At 63.7% G+C, this 20,504-nt stretch carries 25 protein-coding genes; 13 read left to right on the top strand and 12 right to left on the bottom strand.

Going from position 1 to position 20,504, the window contains the following annotated elements; all coding sequences use genetic code 11:
* The 4 genes from MAXJ12_RS28145 to MAXJ12_RS28130 form a co-directional block, all read left to right on the top strand.
* Positions 1-814, top strand: an 814-nt coding sequence (locus MAXJ12_RS28145; RefSeq protein ID WP_040588454.1) for an amidohydrolase family protein, incomplete at its 5' end; no start/stop codon positions are given.
* A 112-nt stretch (positions 815-926) separates the two neighbouring features.
* Complete coding sequence (locus MAXJ12_RS28140; RefSeq protein WP_008839516.1) at positions 927-1,109, top strand: hypothetical protein; 183 nt, start codon at positions 927-929, stop codon at positions 1,107-1,109.
* A 284-nt stretch (positions 1,110-1,393) separates the two neighbouring features.
* The gene (locus MAXJ12_RS28135) at positions 1,394-2,758 is read left to right on the top strand and encodes a DUF2778 domain-containing protein (RefSeq protein ID WP_139044075.1); all 1,365 of its coding nucleotides are present in this window, start codon (positions 1,394-1,396) and stop codon (positions 2,756-2,758) included.
* Between the two features lie 121 nt (positions 2,759-2,879).
* A complete protein-coding gene (locus tag MAXJ12_RS28130) occupies positions 2,880-3,476 on the top strand; it encodes a DUF922 domain-containing Zn-dependent protease (RefSeq protein ID WP_008839514.1) in 597 nt (198 codons plus the stop codon).
* 41 nt (positions 3,477-3,517) lie between these two features.
* Here MAXJ12_RS28130 and MAXJ12_RS28125 read toward each other — a convergent pair whose 3' ends face one another.
* Both MAXJ12_RS28125 and MAXJ12_RS28120 read right to left on the bottom strand, forming a co-directional pair.
* Positions 3,518-3,793, bottom strand: a complete 276-nt coding sequence (locus MAXJ12_RS28125) for a hypothetical protein (RefSeq protein ID WP_139044074.1) — start codon at positions 3,791-3,793, stop codon at positions 3,518-3,520.
* 7 nt (positions 3,794-3,800) lie between these two features.
* Positions 3,801-4,613, bottom strand: coding sequence for a DUF899 domain-containing protein (locus MAXJ12_RS28120; RefSeq protein WP_008839512.1), 813 nt, complete (start codon positions 4,611-4,613; stop codon positions 3,801-3,803).
* A 134-nt stretch (positions 4,614-4,747) separates the two neighbouring features.
* Here MAXJ12_RS28120 and MAXJ12_RS28115 point away from each other — a divergent pair, with 134 nt between their 5' ends.
* Positions 4,748-5,968: a hypothetical protein gene (locus MAXJ12_RS28115; protein WP_008839511.1), complete on the top strand. Its 1,221-nt coding sequence runs from the start codon at positions 4,748-4,750 to the stop codon at positions 5,966-5,968.
* Between the two features lie 91 nt (positions 5,969-6,059).
* A complete protein-coding gene (locus MAXJ12_RS28110; protein ID WP_008839510.1) occupies positions 6,060-6,692 on the top strand; it encodes a Vgb family protein in 633 nt (210 codons plus the stop codon).
* A gap of 34 nt (positions 6,693-6,726) precedes the next feature.
* Here the strand turns inward: MAXJ12_RS28110 and MAXJ12_RS28105 are convergent, their stop codons facing one another.
* From MAXJ12_RS28105 to MAXJ12_RS28095, 3 genes are read right to left on the bottom strand one after another with little or no spacing between them, the layout of a single operon-like run.
* Positions 6,727-7,416, bottom strand: a complete 690-nt coding sequence (locus MAXJ12_RS28105) for a hypothetical protein (protein WP_008839509.1) — start codon at positions 7,414-7,416, stop codon at positions 6,727-6,729.
* Entirely contained in the window at positions 7,413-8,402 is a 990-nt protein-coding gene (locus MAXJ12_RS28100) for a hypothetical protein (protein WP_008839508.1), read from the bottom strand. Before MAXJ12_RS28100 ends, MAXJ12_RS28105 begins: the two co-directional genes overlap by 4 nt.
* 9 nt (positions 8,403-8,411) lie before the next feature.
* Positions 8,412-9,122, bottom strand: coding sequence for a hypothetical protein (locus MAXJ12_RS28095; RefSeq protein ID WP_139044073.1), 711 nt, complete (start codon positions 9,120-9,122; stop codon positions 8,412-8,414).
* 25 nt (positions 9,123-9,147) lie between these two features.
* Between MAXJ12_RS28095 and MAXJ12_RS37155 the strand changes: the two genes are divergently transcribed.
* Positions 9,148-9,417 (top strand): hypothetical protein, encoded by a 270-nt coding sequence (locus MAXJ12_RS37155; protein ID WP_139044072.1) that lies wholly within the window; start codon positions 9,148-9,150, stop codon positions 9,415-9,417.
* Positions 9,418-9,726: 309 nt separating this feature from the next.
* On the opposite strand, the gene MAXJ12_RS28090 is transcribed toward MAXJ12_RS37155, so the two are convergent.
* The 6 genes from MAXJ12_RS28090 to MAXJ12_RS28070 all read right to left on the bottom strand — a co-directional run bounded on the left by MAXJ12_RS28090 (position 9,727) and on the right by MAXJ12_RS28070 (position 13,523).
* Positions 9,727-10,413 carry an SCO family protein gene (locus MAXJ12_RS28090; protein ID WP_008839506.1) on the bottom strand — a complete coding sequence of 229 codons (687 nt, stop codon included), beginning with the start codon at positions 10,411-10,413 and terminating at the stop codon, positions 9,727-9,729.
* Positions 10,414-10,472: 59 nt separating this feature from the next.
* On the bottom strand, positions 10,473-10,904 hold the full coding sequence (locus tag MAXJ12_RS28085; protein WP_008839505.1) for a c-type cytochrome: 432 nt from the start codon (positions 10,902-10,904) through the stop codon (positions 10,473-10,475).
* Between the two features lie 23 nt (positions 10,905-10,927).
* Positions 10,928-11,053, bottom strand: a complete 126-nt coding sequence (locus MAXJ12_RS39745; protein ID WP_008839504.1) for a hypothetical protein — start codon at positions 11,051-11,053, stop codon at positions 10,928-10,930.
* Positions 11,054-11,063: 10 nt separating this feature from the next.
* Positions 11,064-11,504, bottom strand: a complete 441-nt coding sequence (locus tag MAXJ12_RS28080) for a DUF411 domain-containing protein (protein ID WP_008839503.1) — start codon at positions 11,502-11,504, stop codon at positions 11,064-11,066.
* Between the two features lie 29 nt (positions 11,505-11,533).
* A complete protein-coding gene (locus tag MAXJ12_RS28075) occupies positions 11,534-13,054 on the bottom strand; it encodes a multicopper oxidase family protein (protein ID WP_040588443.1) in 1,521 nt (506 codons plus the stop codon).
* A 133-nt stretch (positions 13,055-13,187) separates the two neighbouring features.
* Positions 13,188-13,523, bottom strand: a complete 336-nt coding sequence (locus MAXJ12_RS28070) for a hypothetical protein (protein ID WP_008839501.1) — start codon at positions 13,521-13,523, stop codon at positions 13,188-13,190.
* 169 nt (positions 13,524-13,692) lie between these two features.
* Here MAXJ12_RS28070 and glsA point away from each other — a divergent pair, with 169 nt between their 5' ends.
* The 6 genes from glsA to MAXJ12_RS28040 all read left to right on the top strand — a co-directional run bounded on the left by glsA (position 13,693) and on the right by MAXJ12_RS28040 (position 20,285).
* Positions 13,693-14,670: a glutaminase A gene (gene glsA / locus MAXJ12_RS28065; RefSeq protein ID WP_008839500.1), complete on the top strand. Its 978-nt coding sequence runs from the start codon at positions 13,693-13,695 to the stop codon at positions 14,668-14,670.
* 298 nt (positions 14,671-14,968) lie between these two features.
* A complete protein-coding gene (locus MAXJ12_RS28060) occupies positions 14,969-17,140 on the top strand; it encodes a transglycosylase domain-containing protein (RefSeq protein WP_008839499.1) in 2,172 nt (723 codons plus the stop codon).
* A 90-nt stretch (positions 17,141-17,230) separates the two neighbouring features.
* A complete protein-coding gene (locus MAXJ12_RS28055; protein ID WP_008839498.1) occupies positions 17,231-17,815 on the top strand; it encodes a DUF1214 domain-containing protein in 585 nt (194 codons plus the stop codon).
* Positions 17,808-18,350, top strand: a complete 543-nt coding sequence (locus tag MAXJ12_RS28050) for a DUF1254 domain-containing protein (protein WP_008839497.1) — start codon at positions 17,808-17,810, stop codon at positions 18,348-18,350. Before MAXJ12_RS28055 ends, MAXJ12_RS28050 begins: the two co-directional genes overlap by 8 nt.
* 414 nt (positions 18,351-18,764) lie before the next feature.
* Positions 18,765-19,691 carry a DUF2336 domain-containing protein gene (locus tag MAXJ12_RS28045; protein ID WP_008839496.1) on the top strand — a complete coding sequence of 309 codons (927 nt, stop codon included), beginning with the start codon at positions 18,765-18,767 and terminating at the stop codon, positions 19,689-19,691.
* Between the two features lie 84 nt (positions 19,692-19,775).
* Positions 19,776-20,285: a hypothetical protein gene (locus tag MAXJ12_RS28040; protein WP_008839495.1), complete on the top strand. Its 510-nt coding sequence runs from the start codon at positions 19,776-19,778 to the stop codon at positions 20,283-20,285.
* A gap of 39 nt (positions 20,286-20,324) precedes the next feature.
* Here MAXJ12_RS28040 and MAXJ12_RS28035 read toward each other — a convergent pair.
* A partial coding sequence (locus MAXJ12_RS28035; protein WP_008839494.1) for a DUF1491 family protein occupies positions 20,325-20,504 on the bottom strand: 180 nt, incomplete at its 5' end.

The raw sequence follows: 20,504 nt of genomic DNA, 5'->3' as shown, positions 1-20,504 counted from the left end.
TCGGAAGCCAGGCTTGTTCACCCCCATGGAGATAAACGGCGGCAGCATCGTCGTGGACAGCCCCGACGAGGTGCGCCTGCGCGCCCGCGAGCAGTTCATGCAAGGGGCCGTGCTGTTGAAGGTGACGGCGGGCGGCGGCGTATCTTCGCCCCACAGCCCGCTCGACGTCACCACCTTCACCGCGCCCGAATTGCGGGCGGCCGTCGAAATTGCCGAGAATTGGGGCACCTACGTCGCCGCGCACGCCTTCACGTCGGAAGCGGTCCAAATGTCCATCGCGGCCGGAGTGAAGTGCATCGAGCACGGCCTCCTCATGAGCGAGGCGGACGCCAAGCTGATCGCGGAAAAGGGCATCTGGCTGAGCTTGCAGCCGCTTCACGAAGCGATGAGGACGGGCCTGCGGGAGGGTTCGGTCGAGCGGGCCAAGGCCGACGAGGTATGGCCCGGTATCGATAGGACTTACAAACTCGCGAAGAAATACAACATCAAGACGGCGTGGGGCACCGACGTCCTGTTCTCGCGCGCGATGGCGGCGCAGCAAGGGGCAATCCTCGCCTCGCTCACCCGCTGGTACACGCCCGCCGAAGCGCTTGCCATGGCAACCGGGACCAATGCCGAACTGCTGGCGCTGTCCGGCAAGCGCAATCCCTATCCGGGAAAGCTCGGCGTCGTCGAGCAAGGCGCGCTTGCCGACCTCCTGCTCGTCGAAGGCAATCCGCTGGAAAACATCGACCTCGTGGCCGATCCCGCCGCCAACTTCAAGATCATCATGAAGGACGGCGTCATCTACAAAAACACGCTGGCGGCCGAGTGAACCGAGCCTGCCAAGGTCCGGGATTTGCAACCAGGCGAACTCGACTATCCCGTCCGCGAACGCTACTTTGCAGAGCAGCGGGTAGATTATTTCTCATGCTCGGAGGTTCAGCATGGCCGTCTCCGGTGAAACCGTGATCAACAAGCTCGGCGCCTTGGTTGCGCTGGTTTTCGGCTTCCTGCTTGCCGCGGAAGGCTACAGGTCCGGGTCGGCCTGGCTCATCACCGCCGGGGTCGCCCTCCTCGCCGTCGGCATAATTCTCCTGGTGTTGAAAATCGTCAGGCGCAACGACTGAGAGCGCTATTCCTCACGCCGCTGTTTCCCCATCGCTGGCGACGCCCGACCGGCCGCCGGCGAAGCCTGCTCAGGCTTTAAAAAAACCCTCTTCGAACAGATTGGATTCCCGCAAGCAAAATTTAACCACATTTCGCCATCCTTTTTCGATCAGTCGTTCAAGATGGGGACAATCCGGACGTCACGCAGCCACGGTCGCTCTCCGACCTGAAGCCCTTTTGCGGGATTTGCCGGCTTGGGTATGTGTTTGTGAGTAAAGCTTTTCCTGTGCGGTTTTTGCGCCGCATGTTGCGCCCGCTGCTGGTCACTTCCTTCGGCACCGCCTTCGCGGTCGCTGCCGTGTGGTCGGTGGCCGGAACGGTCGCGCTGGGCAGTTCCGTCGTTTCCGGTCCGGCCAGTTTCATGCCCCAGCCGCAGGTCCACATGGACGAAGGGCTGCAGCCGCGACTGCCGGACAGCCACGCCGAAACCGCAAAGGCGTCCAGGCTGCCCGTGACGGCGGCGCAGGCCGTGATGGCCGCGAAAATATCCGCCGGTAATCGCCCCTTCATGACCGCGAGCCTGTCTGCCGGCAGAACCCTGCCATTGGCCGCGAGCTTTGATGCCGCCGCGGCCAAATCCGCCCGCCTTGCCGAAGCATCCAAAGAATCCGGGCCGAGCGGCGCCGCGTCGCGCTTCGACGAAGTCGTAGAGAAGGCCGCGCTGACGTCCGAGAAACTTGCCAGCCTCTTCGAGCGATCCCGTTCCGCCAAGGCGCACCGAGCCACCGCAAAGGCCGGCGCGCCCGTGCAAGAACGATTTGCGTCGGCGCCGGCCTACAAGACCGCCCTGCCCATGCTCGCCTATGCCGACCCCTCCCCAAGCGCTGCCGGCGCCGCATTGTCGGCGCTCCTGGCGAAGCCGTCCGAGGAAGATCTGGCAGGGTCCGAGGATCCGAATCTGGACGCCGGGGACGACGCTGCCGCCCTGCCGGATCTCGAAGACCTTGAGGCCTATCCCGTACCGCAGCCCCGCCCGCCTTACGAGCGAGCCGGCGAGCCTGCCCCGGAGACACGCAAACCCGAAGTCCGGCGGACCCAGGAACCGGCGGCGCCGACGGCCGTGGAACGCGAAAAGCCGCAACCGCGCAGGCAAGCTTATGCCCGGCCGTCCGAGCCGGCGGAATCGGGATCCCGCGGCGGCGGAATCGGCAAGTCGCTCCGGAGCCTTTTTGGCGGCGGCGCCAGGACACGTGGCAACGTGGCCGTCTATGACATCAGCGCCGCGAAGGTCTACATGCCCGACGGGACCGTGCTCGAGGCCCATTCCGGCATCGGCAAGATGGCCGACAACCCGCGCTACGCGCATGTCAAGATGAGCGGCCCGACCCCGCCGCACACCTATAACCTCAAGATGCGCGAAAAACGCTTCCATGGCGTCGAGGCGATCCGCATGCTGCCCGTCGACGGCAAGAACAAGCACGGCCGCGACGGTTTCCTCACCCACAGCTACCTGCTGCGCGGCGGGCGGGCGGAATCGCATGGCTGCGTCGCCTTCAAGAACTACGACCGGTTCCTCAACGCCTTCAAGCAGGGCAAGATCAAGCAGCTCGTCGTGGTGCCGAGCGGCGGACGGGCGACCATGCTCGCCTCCAACGGCAAGCGCGTCTGACGGGGGCAGCTTCCCCGTCCGGTTCCAGCCTCGTCGGACCTCCGGTCCGGCGCAGCGGCCGGTTGAAACCCTTCGGCGCTCCCCCTAGTCTGCCGCCCGCAACCAGCCTGCGGGGAATCGCTTGAAATCCACCATCCAACTTCTGCTTCTGGCGATCGCCCTCGCCTCCCTGCCGACCGCCGCCCTTGCGGAGTGGCAGGCGGTCGAGAAGGTCGAGCCTTACGCCGTCGCCGGCAAGTCCGGCCCCGAGCTTTACGCCTCGATCGGCGAGCGCGGCCCGAAAGCCGGCATCGGCCGCGCCATCGCCTACACCGATTTCAAGTTGACCTGGCGGCGCAAATACGAGCCGCAGGACGGCGCCTGCACGCTTGTCTCGGCGCGGCCGAAGCTCATCATCACCTACAGGCTGCCAAAACCCGCCGAAAAACTCCCGGACGCCACGAACAGACTCTGGGAGAAATTTTCAGCCGGCGTGCGCGCCCATGAGAAGGTGCATGGCGAATTCATCATCGACATGGTGAAGGCGATCGAGGCCGCCACCGTCGGCCTGTCCGTTCCCGACGATCCGGAATGCCGCAAGATCAGGACCGAGATGACGAAACGGCTCTCGGCGCTGTCGCTGGCGCAGCGGCAGAAGAGCCGGGATTTCGACCGGGTGGAACTCAGCAATGGCGGCGCCGTCCACCAGCTCATCCTCAATCTGGTGAACGGGCGGTAGAATGCTGCGCGCCCGCCGGATCGCGACCGGCGGGCTCCGCTTCATCGGCTGGAGACAAGCTTCAGCCAGGGCGCCGAATGGAAGGCGCTCATCAAAAGGTACATCGGAACCATGCCGCTCAGCGGCCATGCACCTTGCGTGGCCGAGCAGATATCCCCGCCGCCAAGAACGCCGGTGAGCAGCGCCATCATCGCGAAGGTCGGCGCGGCCGCAAGCGACAGCCGGTCCGCCGCGCGCCGCGCGGCAGGCTGGTCGCATGGATCGCCGGCAGGTCGGCTGACCGGCATCGCTTTGGCCCTGTCGGGGTGGAGAGGCATCGAACCGTCAGCCCCGGCCATACTCATCGTGGTGGCGCCACCAAATGCCGTTCTCGTTGCGCCCCTTGGGTGCACGGTCGAGCCAATGGTACATGCCCCATACGCTGTCCACGCCGCGCGCATAGCTGGAGTAGGTGTGATGGACCACGCCGTCCTCGAGCACGAAGGCGCTCAAGCCCGGTCTCTCTCGCGTGTAGGTGGGCACGTCTGTCCCGGTCATTCCCGCGAGCTGCGCCACCGGCCCTTCGCTGCCGCGCGGCTTCCACTCCTGCATGGTGCCGCCGGCCAGCGGCTCTTTCGCTGCACGGTTGGCCATCGCCGGCTCGCAGCGGAAATTGTATTCGATGCCGCCGCGGCGCTGCTCCTCCTCCGTGAACCAGACGCTGAAATCACGATTGAAGTCGCTGGCGGCGGCTGAAGCCCAGGGAAAGGTCCAGCCCATCCGCCGCTTGAACGCCTGCAGCTTTTCCAGTGGCGCACGCGATACGGCCGAGAAAGCGACATCGTGGTTCTCGAGGTGGACGACAACGCCGTTGAACCCGTCCGCGACCGACGAGCATGAGGGGCACCCGGCCGTGTAGTCCGGGCCGAACATGAAGTGATAGACGAGGAGCTGAGAGCGTCCCTTGAAGAGGTCAACGAGCGAGGCGCTTCCTTCGTCAGTCTCGAACCGATACTCCTTCTCGATGCGGACCCACGGCAATTCCTGCCGCTTCTGCGCCAGTTCGTCGCTGCGCCGCGTGAATTCCTTCTCCGCCTCGAGCAGATCAATCCGCGCTGCAACCCACTCGTCACGTGTCCCTGTCATGTGTGCCGTCATGGTTCTTCTCCGATGATTGTTGTCGTGATTGTCAGTCGTTGCACCATTGCCGGTGCGACGTGCTGGCTGGTTGTCGAGAGGTAGGTTAGTGACGGACAGCGAATGACGAGAGTAACAAGTGTGACGGGATTCCGATGGACTCGCTGATCACGGCCGCCGCCCGCGCGCTTGCGGCAGGCGATCCCCTTGGCGCGTTGAAGCGGGTTGCCCTGCGCGACGATGCGCCGGCGCTCGCGCTCAGGGGCATCGCGATGGCGCAGCTCGGCGATCTCGTGCGAGCGAAGTCGCTCCTCAAGAGCGCGGCGCGCGCATTCGGCTCCAGGGACGTCGTGGCCCGCGCACGATGTGTCGTTGCCGAGGCCGAGATCGCGCTCGTCTCGCGTGACCTCACCTGGCCGGCCAAGGCGCTCGACACGGCGCGGGCGGCGCTTGAAAAGCACGACGACCGCGTCAACGCCGCCCATGCAGGGACGCTCGCGGCCCGGCGCCTGCTCCTGATCGGCCGCCTCAATGAGGCAGAGCGTCTGCTTTCCCAGATTGATCCCACGCCACTCCCACCCGCCTTGAGAGCCGGTTATGAGTTGGCGGCAGCGGGAATAGCAATTCGCCGCGTGCGCACGAAAATCGCGCGCGCGGCGCTTGCCCGGGCCGAAGACGCCGCGCGAGTTGCGGGCATTCCCGCGCTGAAGGCGGAAGTCGAAAGCGTCTCGCTGCTGATGACCCGGCCGGCTGCGCGCCTGATCGCGGATGGCGGGGAACGCCCCCTCCTGCTCGAAGAGGTCGAGGCATTGCTGGCCTCCGACACGCTCGTCATGGACGCCTGCCGCAACGTTGTCCGCGACGCGGGCACGGTGGTCTCGCTTGCGACCCGTCCGGTGCTGTTCTCCCTGGCGCGCACGCTGGCCGAAGAATGGCCGGGCGACGCGCCAAGGGATCTGCTCGTCCGCCGCGCCTTCCGGGCCAGGCACGCCGATGAATCGCATCGCGCTCGGTTGCGGGTCGAGATCGGACGGCTGCGCTCCGAGCTTGTCGCGCTGGCGGAGGTCAACGCGACCGACCGGGGTTTTGCGCTGGCGCCGCGGCGCGCGCGCGAGGTCGCCGTGATGGCGCCGCCGGTGGAAGAGCAGCATGCAACGGTCCTCGCCTTCCTCGCCGACGGTGAATCGTGGTCGAGTTCGGCTCTGGCGATTGCGCTCGGCGCCAGTTCGCGCACCGTGCAGCGGACGCTCGAACAGCTTGCGGAAGCGGGCAAGGTGCAGCCGTTCGGCCGCGGGCGGGCGCGCCGCTGGATGACCCCGCCCGTGCCGGGATTCCCGACGACATTGTTACTCCCCGGTCCGTTGCCAAGGAGCTAGGGTCAGTCCCTGTCAATCCGGTCCTCAGGCTCCATTTCGAAACTCGCCAGAGTAGAATTTCCGGACAGACGCTCACCGTGGGAATGAACACATGAAACACTCTCAAGCCGAAATCCTCCAGGAATACGGTCCGTTTCCAAACGTCGACGAGGTGCACGGCCTCACCTTTGACGGCGAACATGTCTGGTTCGCGTCCGGCGACAGGCTGAACGCCCTTGACCCCGCCAACGGACAAATCGTGCGCGCCATCGACGTCGCCGCGCATGCGGGAACGGCCTTCGACGGCCAGCATCTCTTCCAGATCGCGGAGGACCGCATCCAGAAGATCGACCCGGCCACCGGCGATGTCCTTTCCACCATTCCCGCGCCCGGAGGCGGCAGCGATTCAGGCCTTGCCTGGGCGGAAGGGACGCTCTGGGTGGGGCAGCATCGCGGCAGCAGGATCCACCAGGTCGATCCGCAAACGGGCGCCGTTCTTCGCACCATCGACTCCAACCGTTTCGTCACAGGCGTCACCTGGGTAGACGGCGAACTGTGGCATGCAACCTGGGACGCCGACGGCAGCGATGTGCGTCGTCTCGATCCTGAAACGGGAGCGGTTCTACAGAAGCTCGATATGCCGCCCGGCGTAGGCGTGTCGGGAATGGAATCGGATGGCGGCGATCAGCTCTTCTGCGGCGGAGGAAACAGCGGCAAGGTGAGAGTCATCCGTCGACCCGCATGAGGGCGACGGGCGGCGGCGAGTTCGAAAGCCCTGCTCAATCCGACGAACGGGTGGTAAGGCCACCGCCCCTGCCGGTTTGCCGTGTGCGCCGCCACTCGGCAATATCGGGCGGCCCGTCATCGGCTGACCGAAGCACGAAGGTCAGCCGCGCGGCTGACTCTACATCCACAACCATCCCTTGTCCGGGCTTCATCCGGATCCGCTCGCTCTTCGCAATCTGTGCTGACGAAAGCCGCACCGGTTCGAATGGCGGCTTAGTTTTCGCCGTATTCTTCCTTGGGTCCGGATATTCGACAAGGATTTCGCAAGCTAATCCGCCGATCTCGTTGGTCATCAAATAGCTTCCGGGCCGGAACACCAGGAATGCGAACAAGTCTCCCCGCGATAACCGCCGTGAATCCCAAGCCTCGTCTGTGCCTTCGGGCCCATGCAGCGTTACGAATCCGCCTCCGTCTGTTCCCGCCCCGATACGTAGATATCCTCCCTTGCGCAGCGAGAGGACTTCAGCGGGCGACCCAAGATCGAGCGCCGCATGGAACGGGCCCTCCCCATCGAGAACCCGCACGATTCCTGTTCCGGAAGTTTGGCCCTCCTGCCCGCCCACTGCAAAGCCCCAGTCTCCGCATTCGACAAGCTGATGTGCGATGACAGCCGTCCCGGCGAGCACAGCCGAATCGAGATTAATTACGCTAAAGGCCGGCGGAACGGAGTTGCGCATTTTCATGGACCGAAATCAAAGCGAACAAACATGTTGTCTTCGTCGAATTCAGCGGACGCATTCAGGATTGAAGCCGCGATAGCCGGATGTTCGACCTCCGGCGTGGCCGGCGGCACGGGGAAGCCGCCGAAATCGGCGACGTCGATCTTGCCTGCCGGCACGAAGGGATAGGGATCTTCGATCTCGAACACCGCATCCTTCTTCAACATGTCATCCAGGATCAATTGCATCAGCAGATTGTCCACGCCGATGCTCACGTTGAGCACGTCCATGAGCCATTCTTCCATGTCGTCATGGATATCAAGCAGGTCCAGCAGATAGGCGGTGACCGTCGGAACTCCCAGGAATGACAGCACGACATCCACCATCCAGGCTTGCGGCAGGAACGCCAGCATCTGCGCGCTCGCCACGGCTACGCCCGCCTTTACGATGGTGGGAAGTTTTCCGAGCGTGTCGTTGATAGAGATCGGATCGACGTCGATTGCCTCGGGATCGGCATAAATACGCTGGTAGCTCTTGCCGGAGATGGCGTCGGTTTCCTTTCGGATTCCGATTTTATAGCGCCCGCTGACCTCGCTCACCACGTACGGAATGATCGCATTGAGATTCAGGGTGATCGGGCCGATGTCGGGCGCACCGGTGAATATGGTTGTTCCGGGGAACGGCAAAATGCACTCGCCGGGAAAGAACCAGGAATCCTCGGGCATGCGGATCAGGCAGAAGCCGCCGATCTTGATGGGCGGTATATCGAACCCAAACCGCAGGATCAGCTTGTCCCAGCCTATATCGAGCTCACTGACCAGGAACGTGTTGCCGTCTTCGAAGTCGATGTCCCCCGCACCTTCAATATGGATCGCTCCTTCGACCCCGTACCAGACCAGCCCCAGTACCGTATTGGATCCATCGAACGGCAGGCTCGGCAGGGATGGATAGGCTTTGTTGAACGCCGCCTTGAAGGCGCGCTCGCTGACGGCAAAGGTGACGTCGGTCACTGCCGGCTCCTACGTCACGTCCACGTCGAGCCAGACGCGGAGTTCGTTCTGCTCGATCGCGGGATTGTTGGGCAGGTTGAGCGTCAGGTGCGGCGTCAGCGTCATGCCGAGCGTGCTGATCACCAGGTTCTGCAGGCCAAGCACAAGTTGCGGCAGCACGTAATTGCGCAGCATCGCCGTCAGGTAGCACTCGATTGCCCCTTCCAGGCCTTTGGGTGCTATGTCGACCAGTTCGAGGCCGTCCACAATAAGCCTGATATTCTGCAGCGGATATGGCCCGCCCGTCGGTGTCGATTGCACGGCGAGCCGGCCGGTCGCGAAAACGTCGACCGTGAAGCAAAGAAGATCGGTGACCGGAAGCACCGGCCATCGAATGGGCGCGAAGAGCATCGCCGCCGTCTGATGCTGGATGATCGCGCTCACCAGATCAGTATTCGTGCAGGGAAATCCGAACAGCAATGAAATTTTCAGTGCCATCGCCTGCGCATTGAGCGGTGGCAGCGACTCCGCCGGCAAAGTTACCTGGTCGCCCGGATAGAAGTCGATCGTCGCGTCTACGATCTGGATTGAATAAGGCAGCTTTACCGGGATTCCGGGCACCCCGAAGGGCGACATCCTTCGATATTTCGGCATGTTCGGACCAAGCAGCGAGTCCGGAACCGGAGCGCAGACCAGCCAAAGATCCTGCGTGCCCGTCGGGTTGCCGTTCGCGTCCGTCAATATTCGGAGCGACGGCGCGACATAATTGAAAAGAAACGGCGCCCGCGCATGGGCGAAATCCACAATCCAATTAAGGGCGCTGTCTGTAACCGCCCCAAACACATCCGCCATGGGAGCACCGGTAGCTGACGATGAATTGTCAAAGCAACAATATAGAACAAATTCGATTATGCAATGTGTTTTTCGAAAATTAAACCGCGATGAAGGACGCCATCAAGATGATTTGGCCAGTAAAAGCAGCGTCGCCATTGATTATGCCATGGCGCAATGCGAGGTTTGGGTCAAAATGGGGTAGCGCTCGGGCGATCTGCGCGCAAAAGTACGCTGCCTGGCAGCCTCATCGCGGCAAAGCCACAATAGATGGGGAAGCAAGCCTCGCCGATGCCCAGCTAGGTCGTGACCCCTTGCCCATTGGGATTTTCTGCAGCACCTGATACTTCCCGCGCCTACCGGCCAGAAGGTCACATCTTCAACGATATTTCGCGCGGCGTTGTCGCTGGCGCAGCAGCAGAAAGCGGAAGTTCGACCGAACTCAACGATGGCGGCGCCAGTTCATCCTCAGTCTGCCGGGCGGACAGCAGAAGGGCCCTGCCTCAAGCCAGACTCATTGAAACATCGCCTTCAGCCTGTCCCACCAGCCAGGTTCGGGCTTGGCCGGTTTCCCGACATTGTTGGTGAGGCCGTTGATGTAGAGGACCATGTTGAGCGTATCGAAGCGCAGGCCGTGGAATTTCGCGGCGAAGCGCCCGCCGCGATCGATGACATGCGTGACGGCGCCGTGCATCTGCTGACCGTCTTCCAGCGGTTCGAAACGGACGTCGTATTCCTCCGACAGCTTTCGCGTCGCATCCTCCGGCTGGCCGGGAAGCGTGGTGAGAAACATCCAGTTCTCCGCGTCCAGCCCATGCGCCGGACCATAGTCCCTGAGCACGGCTGCCGTGTCCTTGGCCGGGTCGGTCGTGACCGTCAGGAACTGCACCGTGTCCTTCATCGGCGTGGCGTTGATCTTTTCCTGAATGTCGGCGATCACCTCCGAATGAATCGGGCAGAAATCCGTGCAGCTCGCGAAGATGAAGTTGAGCACGACGATCTTGTCGGAAAAATCGGATAGGCGGACGATCTTCCCGTCGGCGTTCGCCAGTTCGAAGGGCGGCGCGGCCGGCTCGTCGATCGCCTGGAAGAATTTCTCCTCGCTGCCCATCATCTCGTCGAGATCGGCTCCCGGATGGTGAGCCGACGCGGGCAGCGCAAGAGCCGGCAGCAGAGCCAGCGCAAGGAATAACGGTTTCATTTTTATGGCCGGCTCTCTCGGCCGAAGTGCACGTGCCGCACAAGCGATCAGGTCTGCTCTCACTGTGTCTTCTCCCGTTCCCGGCGGCTCATTTCCGCCTGATAGGCGCGTTCCCGTTCCGGCCATGTACTTTTGATGAAAGCGAGAATGGCCCGGATATCCTCGTCGTCGAGGATGCCCTCGAAACCCGGCATGTCGCTTTCGTAGCCGCCGCCGACAACGGCCGCCGTCCCTTCCCTGGTGATGCGGAAGAGCACGCCGTCGGGATGGTGCCAGGTGTGGCCGGAAGCGTCGTGCGGCGGCGCCGGCAACCGCCCTGAAGGCAGCGGGCTTTGCCAGTTCGGCTGCCCTTCGAGCTTTGCGCCGTGGCAGGCGGCGCAGTGCTCGGCATACAGCGTCTCGCCTCGCGCAATCGTGACGTCGTCGCCTTCCATCCGATCGGCGAGCCAGGGCCATGTCCAGGCCAGGCCAGCCGCGGCGACGCCGAACATCGACAAGAAAACAGCCGCCCCTCTCATCTGCCGCTGAAGAACAGATATTTGACCAGCGCAGCCACCCCCAGCACGAGCACGAGCACCGCGAGCAGCCACACCAGGCCCATGCCGAACATCATTGTTCCGTTCATACCGTCCATCATCATCGGACCGCTCCTATTCCGTGGCGTAGACGCCGCCGCCGCCGCCTGATTTCTGGATTTCCAGCATCTCGAACGGGCCTTCCTTCGTGCCGCTCATGCCGGGCGAGCCCATGGGCATGCCGGGCAGCGTCACGCCCTTGATGTCGGGGCGCTCGGTGAGAAGTTTGTTGACCGTTCCCACCGGCACGTGACCGCTCACGACATAGCCGTCGATGAAGGAGAGATGGCAGCCCTGGACGTCGTCGGGAACGCCGGCCTCGCGGCTCATGGCGGAAAGGTCGTGCGTCGGCTTCACCTCAACCGCAAAACCGTTTTCCCTAAGGTAATCGGCATAGCCCTCGCAGCAGCCGCATTGCGGGTTCTTGTAGAGCGTGACGTCCTTTTCGCCCGCCAGTGCCGGACCTGCGCCTGAGAGCAGCGAGGCGAGGACAAGGGTTTTCAGGATATTGCGCATTTCGGTTTCTCCATTCGGATTTCTGATGTTCAGGCGACGCGGATGATGCCCATCATGCCGCCGGCCTGGTGTTCGAGAATGTGGCAGTGGAACATCCAGTCGCCGGGATTGTCGGCGACGAAGGCGATCTCGACCTTCTCGCGCGGCGAAACCAGCACCGTGTCCTGCCACTCGCGGTGCGGGGTCGGCTGGCCGTTGCGGGAAATCACCCGGAACGAGTGGCCGTGCAGATGCATCGGGTGATGCCACGCCGTCGCATTGGTCATGGCGATGACGTGGCTCTTGTCCCGTGCGAGCGTCAGCATCGGCTTCATCACATGGCTGCCTTCATCGGCGGCGACGCCATTGATGAACCAGGCGCTGCCGGAGTTCATCATCCGCATCATCCCTCCCATCATCGAATTCGTGTCGCCCATAATGCCGCCCGGCTTCATGTCGCCCATCATGCCGCCCGGCGCGCCCGGGCCCATGCTCTCGCCCATGTCCTGGGCCACCATCTCGCCCATCATGCCGCCATTGAAGACGACCTCGTTGCGGGATGCGGTCTCAAGGTCCGGCTCCGGCAGCGGATTGGCCGGCAGTTCCATCTGCCAGTCAGGCGCGCGCTCCCGAAGCGGAGCATCGGCATAGGCGAGATCGACCAAGCGGTATTCCAACCCCTCATAGAACCGGTCGACGACGGAAACCCGGCTGCCCGCCTCGCCCGTCATGTCGACGATCAGATCGGCGCGCATGGCCGGCCCCAGCACCACCTGTCCGCCGTCCGGTGCGTGCGGCGCGACCGGCTGGCCGTCGAGCGCGATGACGATCGGCTCATGGCCCGCAAAATCGAGGCTGAAGATGCGGGCATTGGCGGTATTGATGAGCCGCAGGCGGATGCGTTCGCCCTTGCTGACGGCAAAGCTGTCCGGCACGCGGCCGTTGACGGTGACCGTGTTGCCGACGCGGCCATTGTGATGGATGTCGTGCATGTTGCCGAAATCGTCGCTGATCTCAGCCGACTTGGTCAGCCGCCAGTCGCCGAGCACCCAGGTCACGTCGCGATCGACGCGAACGGGTTCATTCTCCTCGACGATCAGCGGCCCATAAAGCCCGCGCCCGACCTGCTCGAAGCCGCGCTGGTGCGGGTGATACCAGAACGTGCCGGCGTCGACCGCGTCGAACTCATAGACGAAGCGCCCGCCCGCCTCGACCGGCGTCTGGGTCAGGTGCGGCACGCCGTCCATGGCGTTCGGCACGCGCACGCCATGCCAGTGCACGGTCGTTTCCTCGGCAAGCCCGTTCTCCACCTCCACCCGCAGGCGCTCGCCCTGGCGGACGCGTATTTCCGGGCCGGGAACAGCCCCGTTATAGCACCAGGCCGGCGTCTCGCCGTACGGTTCCGGCACCAGCGCCACCCGACCGGGCGCAGCCCTCAGCCGGACCTCGCGCACAGCAGCGGCATGAGCCCCGGGCTGCTGGAGCAAAGGCAACATTGCACTCGCCGCCCCTGCGGCCGCCGATGCAACAAAGGCTCGACGCGTCAGCGCCGGCATAGGAAATCTGGACATGGTTCAACCATCCTGAAAGTCAGCCGTTCAACCGCATGCGACGTCGGGAAGACGCCTCATGCGGAACTGCGGTCGCTGGCGACAAAATCGCCGGCGATCGTCGACGCCGGCAGCGGGCAGGCCCGGCCGGACGTCAGTTCAGGAAGGTGGTTCGCGGCGGAGAGGGGTCAGGCGATCCGACATGACCGTCCGGCGCTTTCAGCACCGAGCCGGCGATATCGGAGGCTGCGAACGGCAACTCAACGCCGACGCTCGCCGCAATTCCGACGAAAGGCGCCAGGCAGGCCTGGCCGCATATCGGCGTCTTTCCTTCATCCGGACAGGCATCGCAATCGCCCATATCCGCATCGGCCATCGCGGCGGCAGACATAGCCACCGACATGCCCGTCGCACGCGCAGCATGCGCGACCGTGCCCAAGGCGAATGCCGCGAGCAGGACGATTGCGAAGATACGGGCAAGCTTGTCCATGACCGATCATGCTATCCTGTTTGCGCATGATGTCCAGCTACAGGCTGTCGCAGGCGCCGATTGCCGACATTCGGTGCCCCGGTCGCCGGAAGCCCTTAATGGTCGTCGTCTATCGGCGATTAAAGGAGTTAGCATTCCCGCTGAGGATACCCATTGTAGGAAAGAAGGAATGAAGGATCTTGCGCAGAACCGCGCCCAGTTGCAGGCGGTACTTCACGATGTTGTAGATCAGGTTCGCAAGACAGCACCCAGCATCTATCGCGAGGCCGTCGAGACCGCAAAAGCCGAGGACAGGCCCGCGCCGCGGAGGGGGGACTTCGAACGGTTCGGCATTGCGGTCGTCACGCGTGAAGCCGGGCTGGCGGCAGCGGGCAATGCGGGTATGGCCTTCCCGATCCAGTCGATCTCCAAGGTCTTTGCTCTCGAGATTGCGCTGGAGGCGATGGGCGAAAAGCTTTGGGAGCGGATGGGACGCGAGCCGTCCGGCGATCCATTCAACTCCATCATCGACTTGGAGCGCGACAAGGGTATTCCGCGCAATCCCCTTATAAACGCCGGGGCGCTCGTCGTCTGCGACATCCTTGTCGGCCTCGGCGGCGACACAGACCAGAACAGGCATGTTGTAGGCCTCATCGCACGGATGCTCGACGGCCAAGCGCCCGACCTTCATCCTGATGTGATGAAAAGCGATCGCATGGGCGGCAACCTCAATCGCTCGCTCATGTTCATGACCAAGCACCATGGCAATCTCACACATTCGGTGGAGGAGGTGATGGACGCCTATATCCACCAATGTGCGATCAAGCTCGACTGCCGCGGTCTGGCAAAGGCAGGCCGATTCCTGATGGATGATGGTACCGCGGGCGAGAACGGCAGCGTTGCGGCCGCGAGGCGGGCGCGCCGCGTTCTGTCGATCATGATGACGTGCGGGCTGTATGATGGGGCTGGCGAGTTTGCTTACCGAGTCGGGCTTCCGGCGAAGTCTGGCGTCGGAGGCGGGATTCTGGCAATCGTGCCAGAGCGGGCTTCGATCGCGGTTTGGTCGCCGGCACTTGATCCGATGGGCAACAGTTGGCTCGGAACGGTGGGGCTTGAATTGCTGGCCGAGCGGACCGACTGGTCGGTTTTCGGCGCAATAAGGCATTGAAGCCATCCACCGGGGCCCCGTCATGGAGCCAGCTGGCGCAATCTTGGACTCTGGAAAGGTCCGCTATCCGGGAGCAGATTTGCGCCACGACCTTGACGGCTTACTGGCAGTTGAGAACGAGGCAATGCCTCGGCAAGAGATCATCGCGGAGGCGCTGCTCAGCGCGGGAAGTCGCGCCTCATCTTTACGATATTTCGCGCCTGCCCCCGCCAGAACTGGATTTCGCACCGCTGCAATCCTAAAATGATAGTAAGGGCGGTTGCGCCCGCGCGAAACACGGCTGCCGGACACAAACTGCATGGACGACCCGTTCAAACCGCAGAAATCGAAGAGCCCTCGGGCGGGCAGGCTTCTGGCCGTCGACGCCTGGATCGATTCCACGCTCTACGAGGCCGGTTTTGCGGCGCGGGAGGTCTGGGAAAACCTCACCATCTTCTCTCGCCGTTTTCGCTTTTCGGGATGGCGGCGCGGCGTCATAGAGTTCCTGAGCGAAGGCTTTACGCTGGGAGCCGCCGGCTCGATAGTGGTACTGGCGCTGGCCCTGCCCGCCTTCCAGGAGACCCATGGGGACTGGCGCGCGCAGGACGATTTCGCCGTCACCTTCACCGACCGCTACGGCAACGAGATCGGCCAGCGCGGCATCATCCAGCGCGATTCCGTGCCCGTCGACGAGATGCCGGACCACGTCATCAAGGCGGTGCTCGCTACCGAGGACCGCCGCTTCTTCGAGCATTACGGCATCGACTTCCCCGGTCTGATCCGCGCAATGTCGGAGAACGTGCGCGCCAATTCCGTCGTTCAGGGCGGCTCCAGCATCACCCAGCAGCTCGCTAAGAACCTGTTCCTGACCAATGAGCGCACCGTCGAGCGCAAGATTAAGGAAGCCTTCCTTGCGGTCTGGCTGGAGATGAACCTGTCGAAGAAAGAGATTCTCCAGCTCTATCTCGACCGCGGCTATATGGGCGGCGGCACCTTCGGCATCGCGGCGGCCGCCGATTTCTATTTCGGCAAGACGGTCAAGGACCTGAACCTCGCCGAGGCTGCCATGCTCGCCGGCCTGTTCAAGGCGCCGGCCAAATACGCGCCGCACATCAACCTTCCCGCGGCGCGCGCGCGGGCCAATGTGGTGCTCACCAACCTTGTCAAGAGCGGCTTCATGACCGAGGGCCAGGTGCTGTCGGCGCGGCTGAGGCCCGCCGGCATCGTCGACCGCGGCGACCTGAACAGCCCGGACTATTTCCTCGACTGGGCTTTCGAGGAGGTCAAGCGCGTCGCCGCCAAGTCCGGCGTGCATTCCATGGTGGCGCGCACCACCATCGACATGAACATCCAGAGGGCCGCCGAGGAATCGCTCGAATTCCATCTGCGCCAGCACGGCAAGGAATACCGGGTCACCGAGGGCGCGGTGGTGGTGCTCGAAAACAACGGCGCCGTGCGCGCCATGGTCGGCGGCCGCGATTACGGCGACAGCCAGTTCAACCGCGCAACGCGCGCGCTGCGCCAGGCGGGTTCCTCCTTCAAGCCCTATGTCTACGCAACCGCGATGGAAAACGGCTTCAAGCCGGATTCGAAGATTTCCGACGGCCCGATCACCTGGAACGGCTGGTCGCCGCAGAATTATTCGCGCCGCTATTCGGGCCGCACGAACCTTGCCACGGCGCTGATCAAGTCGGTCAACACCGTGCCGGTGCGGCTCGCCAAGGATCATCTCGGCGTCAAGCCGATCGTCGAGATGGCGTATGCGATGGGCGTGGAATCGCCGCTCGAAGTGTTCAAGACGACGGTGCTCGGCACGTCGGGCATGACCGTCATGGACCAGGCGACCGGCTACGCCACCTTCGCCAGCGGCGGCTTTGCCGGCCTGCGCCACGGCATCACACAGCTTGTGACCCATTCGGGCGAAATCGTCTACGACCGGGAGCGCGACGCCCCTCCGCCCAAGCGCGTACTGTCGGAGCAGGCGCTTGCCGCGATGAATTCCATCCTCGTGCAGATTCCCGAATGGGGAACGGCACGGCGCGCCGCCCTTCCCGGCATCCGCTCGGCGGGCAAGACCGGCACGACGCAGTCCTACCGCGACGCCTGGTATGTCGGCTTCACCGGCAACTACACCGCCGCCGTCTGGCTCGGCAATGACGACTTCTCGACCACCAACGACATGACCGGCGGATCGTTGCCGGCGATGGTCTGGCAGCGGCTGATGGCCTATGCGCACCAGAACATCGATCTGAAGCCGATCCCCGGCATCGAAAATCCGTTCGTCGACCCGAAGGTCATCGCCAAGGCGAAGAAGGAGGCCGGCGAGGCCGCCGACCAGGCCTCCGCACCGGCAATATTACGCCCGCCGGTGCTTTCCTCGACCACCACCCGGATCCTGAGGCAGATGTCGGAGACATTCCGCACCGCCCCCGTCATCGAAGCCCCCGCCGAGCCCGAGACGCTGTCGGCCATAAGCTCACCCAAGCTGTAGAACAGACCGCGCCGATCGAGGGGTCGCGGCTTGCGCCCCGCGCCAGTAACGCGCTACTCGAATGAAGCATCCCTCCCGCCGGCGCGCTCCATGCTCAAGACCGCCTTCCTCACCCTTTTGACCCTGACCATCGCCATTGGCGGCGGAACCGCCAGCCTGTGGTATGTGCTCAGGACCCAAGACGGCGTCGGCGCAGTTAAAATCGGCGGCTGGACCGCATTCCCCGAAATCGGCACGCCCAACGCCGATCCCTATTCAATGGCCCGCGTCGCCCGCCAGGGCATCCTGTCGCTCGGCCGCGCCGAGGGCCTTGCCTTTGCCGCCGAGCGCGATGCCAGCGGCGCGCTGCTCAGGCGCGAATGCTCCTACCTCATCGAGGGTTCCACCCTGCCCGCCCGTTTCTGGACGCTCTATGCGGCCGACCGAGCCGGCCGTGTCGTTAAAGCCGGCGACGGCCGCCCATCCGCGCTCCACTCGCTCGAGCTTCTGCGCCAGCCCGACAGTTCCTTCGCGATAGCGGTCGACAGCCGACCGGCCCCGGGCAACTGGCTGGCGGTGTCGGGCTCGGGCGCGATGCGTCTGGTGCTGACGCTCTACGACACGCCGATCGTCGGCAGCACCGGCATCGCCGAGGTCGAACTGCCGCTCGTGGTCGAGGCCGGCTGCGATGGTTAGGCTCCTGCACGCCGTCCTGCTCGGCCTGCTGGGGGCCGGCATCGTCCACATAGCGATCCTTCTTCTCGTTCCCGAAATGGCGGAGCGCGATGCCTGGTCGCGCATGGCGATGGCGTCCGACCTCTACCGGACGACGCGGATCGACGCAGAGGCAGGAGGACCGGCCGCGATCGGCCCGGTCGACCCGCTTTTCCGCGCGGCGGCATGCCGCTTCGATCTCTCGGATGGCGTGGTGCGGGTCGTCGCGCCCGGCAATGTGCCGTTCTGGTCGGTCTCGATCTATAACCGCGGCGGCCAGAACATATACTCGTTCAACGACCGGACCTCGGCCACCGGCCTGCTCGATTTCACGATCCTTACCCCCGTTCAGATGATCGAGTTGCGCAAGGATCTTCCCGAGGAATTGCAGCAGGCCATATTCGTCGAAGCACCGCTCGAAGAAGGCATCGTCGTCATCCGCATCTTCTTGCCGGACGAAAGCTGGGAACTGGTCGTAAACCGCTACCTTGCCGGCATCGACTGCACGCTGATCTGACTGATTCCGTAGATCAGGCCGGCATCACCTGAATATCAACGCACCTGTTCAGTGCTGTGGCTTGGTCCGTTTTGGCAGGCTGAGTCCAGGCCGCGAAACGGCGCCCTGGGCTTCCCGCCGCTCGTAGCGGACGCCCGGAAATATGATGACGGTGGCGGGCGTCCCGGCGGTTAGGCTAGGCCGGCTCGCGCCTGCTCTTTTTTGCACGAAAGAAACTATGCTGCCCATGACTTGCGAATTCCCTCTCGGTTTGACCGGAGCAACCACGCAACGCCTCCGCCCCGATTAAGGGCGCAGAGAGTTAACAGTCTGCTAACGGATCGAGGCTAACTTTATCGACGCGATCGTGCTCGCGGGCCGGCGAAGGCTTGGCAAGCGGGCGGCGGCGCAGCGTGTTTCGAGTAGGCGTACCCGGTGTCAGCATCCGATTTCAGGCAGATCGCCATCAAGGGCGAAGCGCGCAAGGCCGAGCGGCTGTTCCGCGCAGCCGTGTCCGCCTTCTGCTCGCTCACCCGCCCGTCGCGCCGCGAAATCGCACAGCTCGAAGACCTTGCCTTGCCGCTTTTCGACATGGTCTCGGTCGAGTCGCGCCGGTATGTGGCTGCGGCGCTGTCGGAATGCGAAAGCGCGCCCAAGGCGCTGGTCGACCGCCTCTGCGCCGAGCCGGTCGAGATCGCCGCGCCACTTCTCGTTCGGTCGAAAGCGCTGACCGACATCGACCTGATCGCGATCATCGGCCGCCACGGCCTGCCGCATGCGCGCGCCATCGCCCGCCGGCCCGGCCTGAACCAGACCATCGCCCACCTGATCCGGGCCCTCGAAAGACGGGCTCCGGCAAACCTGGCGCCCGCGCCCGAACCGGCCGGCAAGGCCGGCAAAGCCGACGACGAGGCCCCCGCCAATCCCGGCGACGCCGCCGACAATGCGCGCCGCCGCCTTCGCTCCATGATGCTGCCCGCCCGGAGCGACGGCGATCACGACGCAGTCGACGATTCCCGCTACGCAAAGCTCAGCGCCGCGGCGCTGACCGGCAATCCCACCTTGTTCCAAGCGGCGCTCGCCAATGCGCTCGACATGGACGCGGACGCGGCGCGGTCCATCACCGAAACGTCGAGCCACGCCGTGCTGCTTGCGGCGCTGCGCGCGCTGGACCTCGCCGAGGAGCGCGCCTTCCTCATCGCCGCCGCGGTCTTGCCGGGGCATTTCGCGCATGCCGAGGCGATCCGGCTGTTTCTGGAGCGCTACCGTGCGCTCGACCGCGACACGGCGCTGGACCGCGTCCGCAAGTGGCGGATGGAGGCCGTGGCCCTGTCGGTCCGGAGAAACGCGCCTCGACTGTAAGGTGCTGTCGAAAGGCCTACTACCAGGAGCTTCATCGTCGTGATATTATGCAACCTCTGATAACATTCAGATGGGGGCGGTAATATGCAGAAACTCGTTTGGCCCGCGGCATTCATTATGTGCGCGATCGCTGGGATGTTCCTGTTCAAAGGAGAAATCTCAGCAATGATAAGCAGGATATCTACCATCGACAGGAACGGAATAACCCTCGTCCAACAAATAGATAATGTCGACATCAATTTGACGGTTAGATCGGTTGATGAGCTGACCAAGGCACGGGACGGTCTTGCCAACAAGGCCCGCGAGATGCTCGGCATGCATCCGGTGGCGCTCGCCTATTTTGTCCGAAGCGCCGATTGCTCTTTCTGGAACGCCGCGGAGATATCCAGGAGCAAGCACGAAATTTATCTCAAGGAGCTAAGCGCGACCGAGCTCTCGGATGTCTATCTCGTAAACAATCAGGAGACGAAGAACGGTTTCGGCGGGCCGGGGATTCAAGTTGTCCACCGGGACAAGGGCAAGTTCCTGCTCATGGCCTTTGGAGTCGAGCCGGATCCATGCAGTCCCGCCAATGGCGCCACCGTTTATCGCTAAGCCCGGCGCCGAGCGGCCGCACAACTAGATTTCGTCACGCTAAAGCGTGACAATAGGGATGAGCTCTTCGATCGGCATATCCCCCGCTTCCACCTCGACGATCCAGACATCGGGATCGAAGCGCGCTTCCTTTTCCAGCCGCCTGTCCAGAGCGGCTGCATCGTCACCTTCGTTCATCGACGTGAAGCGCCGCTCGTCGGGCCGGCTCTCGTCATAGCT

Source organism: Mesorhizobium alhagi CCNWXJ12-2, assembly GCF_000236565.1.
GTDB classification, from domain to species: Bacteria; Pseudomonadota; Alphaproteobacteria; order Rhizobiales; family Rhizobiaceae; genus Allomesorhizobium; species Allomesorhizobium alhagi.
This window is presented reverse-complemented; position numbering and strand designations above follow the sequence as displayed.

Bases quoted from the DNA above. Each gene is read 5' to 3' on its own strand.
- MAXJ12_RS28140 (WP_008839516.1), top strand. From the start codon at position 927: ATGGCCGTCTCCGGTGAAACCGTGATCAACAAGCTCGGCGCCTTGGTT.
- MAXJ12_RS28135 (WP_139044075.1), top strand. From the start codon at position 1,394: ATGTTGCGCCCGCTGCTGGTCACTTCCTTCGGCACCGCCTTCGCGGTC.
- MAXJ12_RS28125 (WP_139044074.1), bottom strand. From the start codon at position 3,793: ATGCCTCTCCACCCCGACAGGGCCAAAGCGATGCCGGTCAGCCGACCT.
- MAXJ12_RS28120 (WP_008839512.1), bottom strand. From the start codon at position 4,613: ATGACGGCACACATGACAGGGACACGTGACGAGTGGGTTGCAGCGCGG.
- MAXJ12_RS28115 (WP_008839511.1), top strand. From the start codon at position 4,748: ATGGACTCGCTGATCACGGCCGCCGCCCGCGCGCTTGCGGCAGGCGAT.
- MAXJ12_RS28110 (WP_008839510.1), top strand. From the start codon at position 6,060: ATGAAACACTCTCAAGCCGAAATCCTCCAGGAATACGGTCCGTTTCCA.
- MAXJ12_RS28105 (WP_008839509.1), bottom strand. From the start codon at position 7,416: ATGAAAATGCGCAACTCCGTTCCGCCGGCCTTTAGCGTAATTAATCTC.
- MAXJ12_RS28090 (WP_008839506.1), bottom strand. From the start codon at position 10,413: ATGAAACCGTTATTCCTTGCGCTGGCTCTGCTGCCGGCTCTTGCGCTG.
- MAXJ12_RS28085 (WP_008839505.1), bottom strand. From the start codon at position 10,904: ATGTTCGGCGTCGCCGCGGCTGGCCTGGCCTGGACATGGCCCTGGCTC.
- MAXJ12_RS39745 (WP_008839504.1), bottom strand. From the start codon at position 11,053: ATGATGATGGACGGTATGAACGGAACAATGATGTTCGGCATGGGCCTG.
- MAXJ12_RS28080 (WP_008839503.1), bottom strand. From the start codon at position 11,504: ATGCGCAATATCCTGAAAACCCTTGTCCTCGCCTCGCTGCTCTCAGGC.
- MAXJ12_RS28075 (WP_040588443.1), bottom strand. From the start codon at position 13,054: ATGTCCAGATTTCCTATGCCGGCGCTGACGCGTCGAGCCTTTGTTGCA.
- MAXJ12_RS28070 (WP_008839501.1), bottom strand. From the start codon at position 13,523: ATGGACAAGCTTGCCCGTATCTTCGCAATCGTCCTGCTCGCGGCATTC.
- glsA (WP_008839500.1), top strand. From the start codon at position 13,693: ATGAAGGATCTTGCGCAGAACCGCGCCCAGTTGCAGGCGGTACTTCAC.
- MAXJ12_RS28060 (WP_008839499.1), top strand. From the start codon at position 14,969: ATGGACGACCCGTTCAAACCGCAGAAATCGAAGAGCCCTCGGGCGGGC.
- MAXJ12_RS28055 (WP_008839498.1), top strand. From the start codon at position 17,231: ATGCTCAAGACCGCCTTCCTCACCCTTTTGACCCTGACCATCGCCATT.
- MAXJ12_RS28050 (WP_008839497.1), top strand. From the start codon at position 17,808: ATGGTTAGGCTCCTGCACGCCGTCCTGCTCGGCCTGCTGGGGGCCGGC.
- MAXJ12_RS28040 (WP_008839495.1), top strand. From the start codon at position 19,776: ATGCAGAAACTCGTTTGGCCCGCGGCATTCATTATGTGCGCGATCGCT.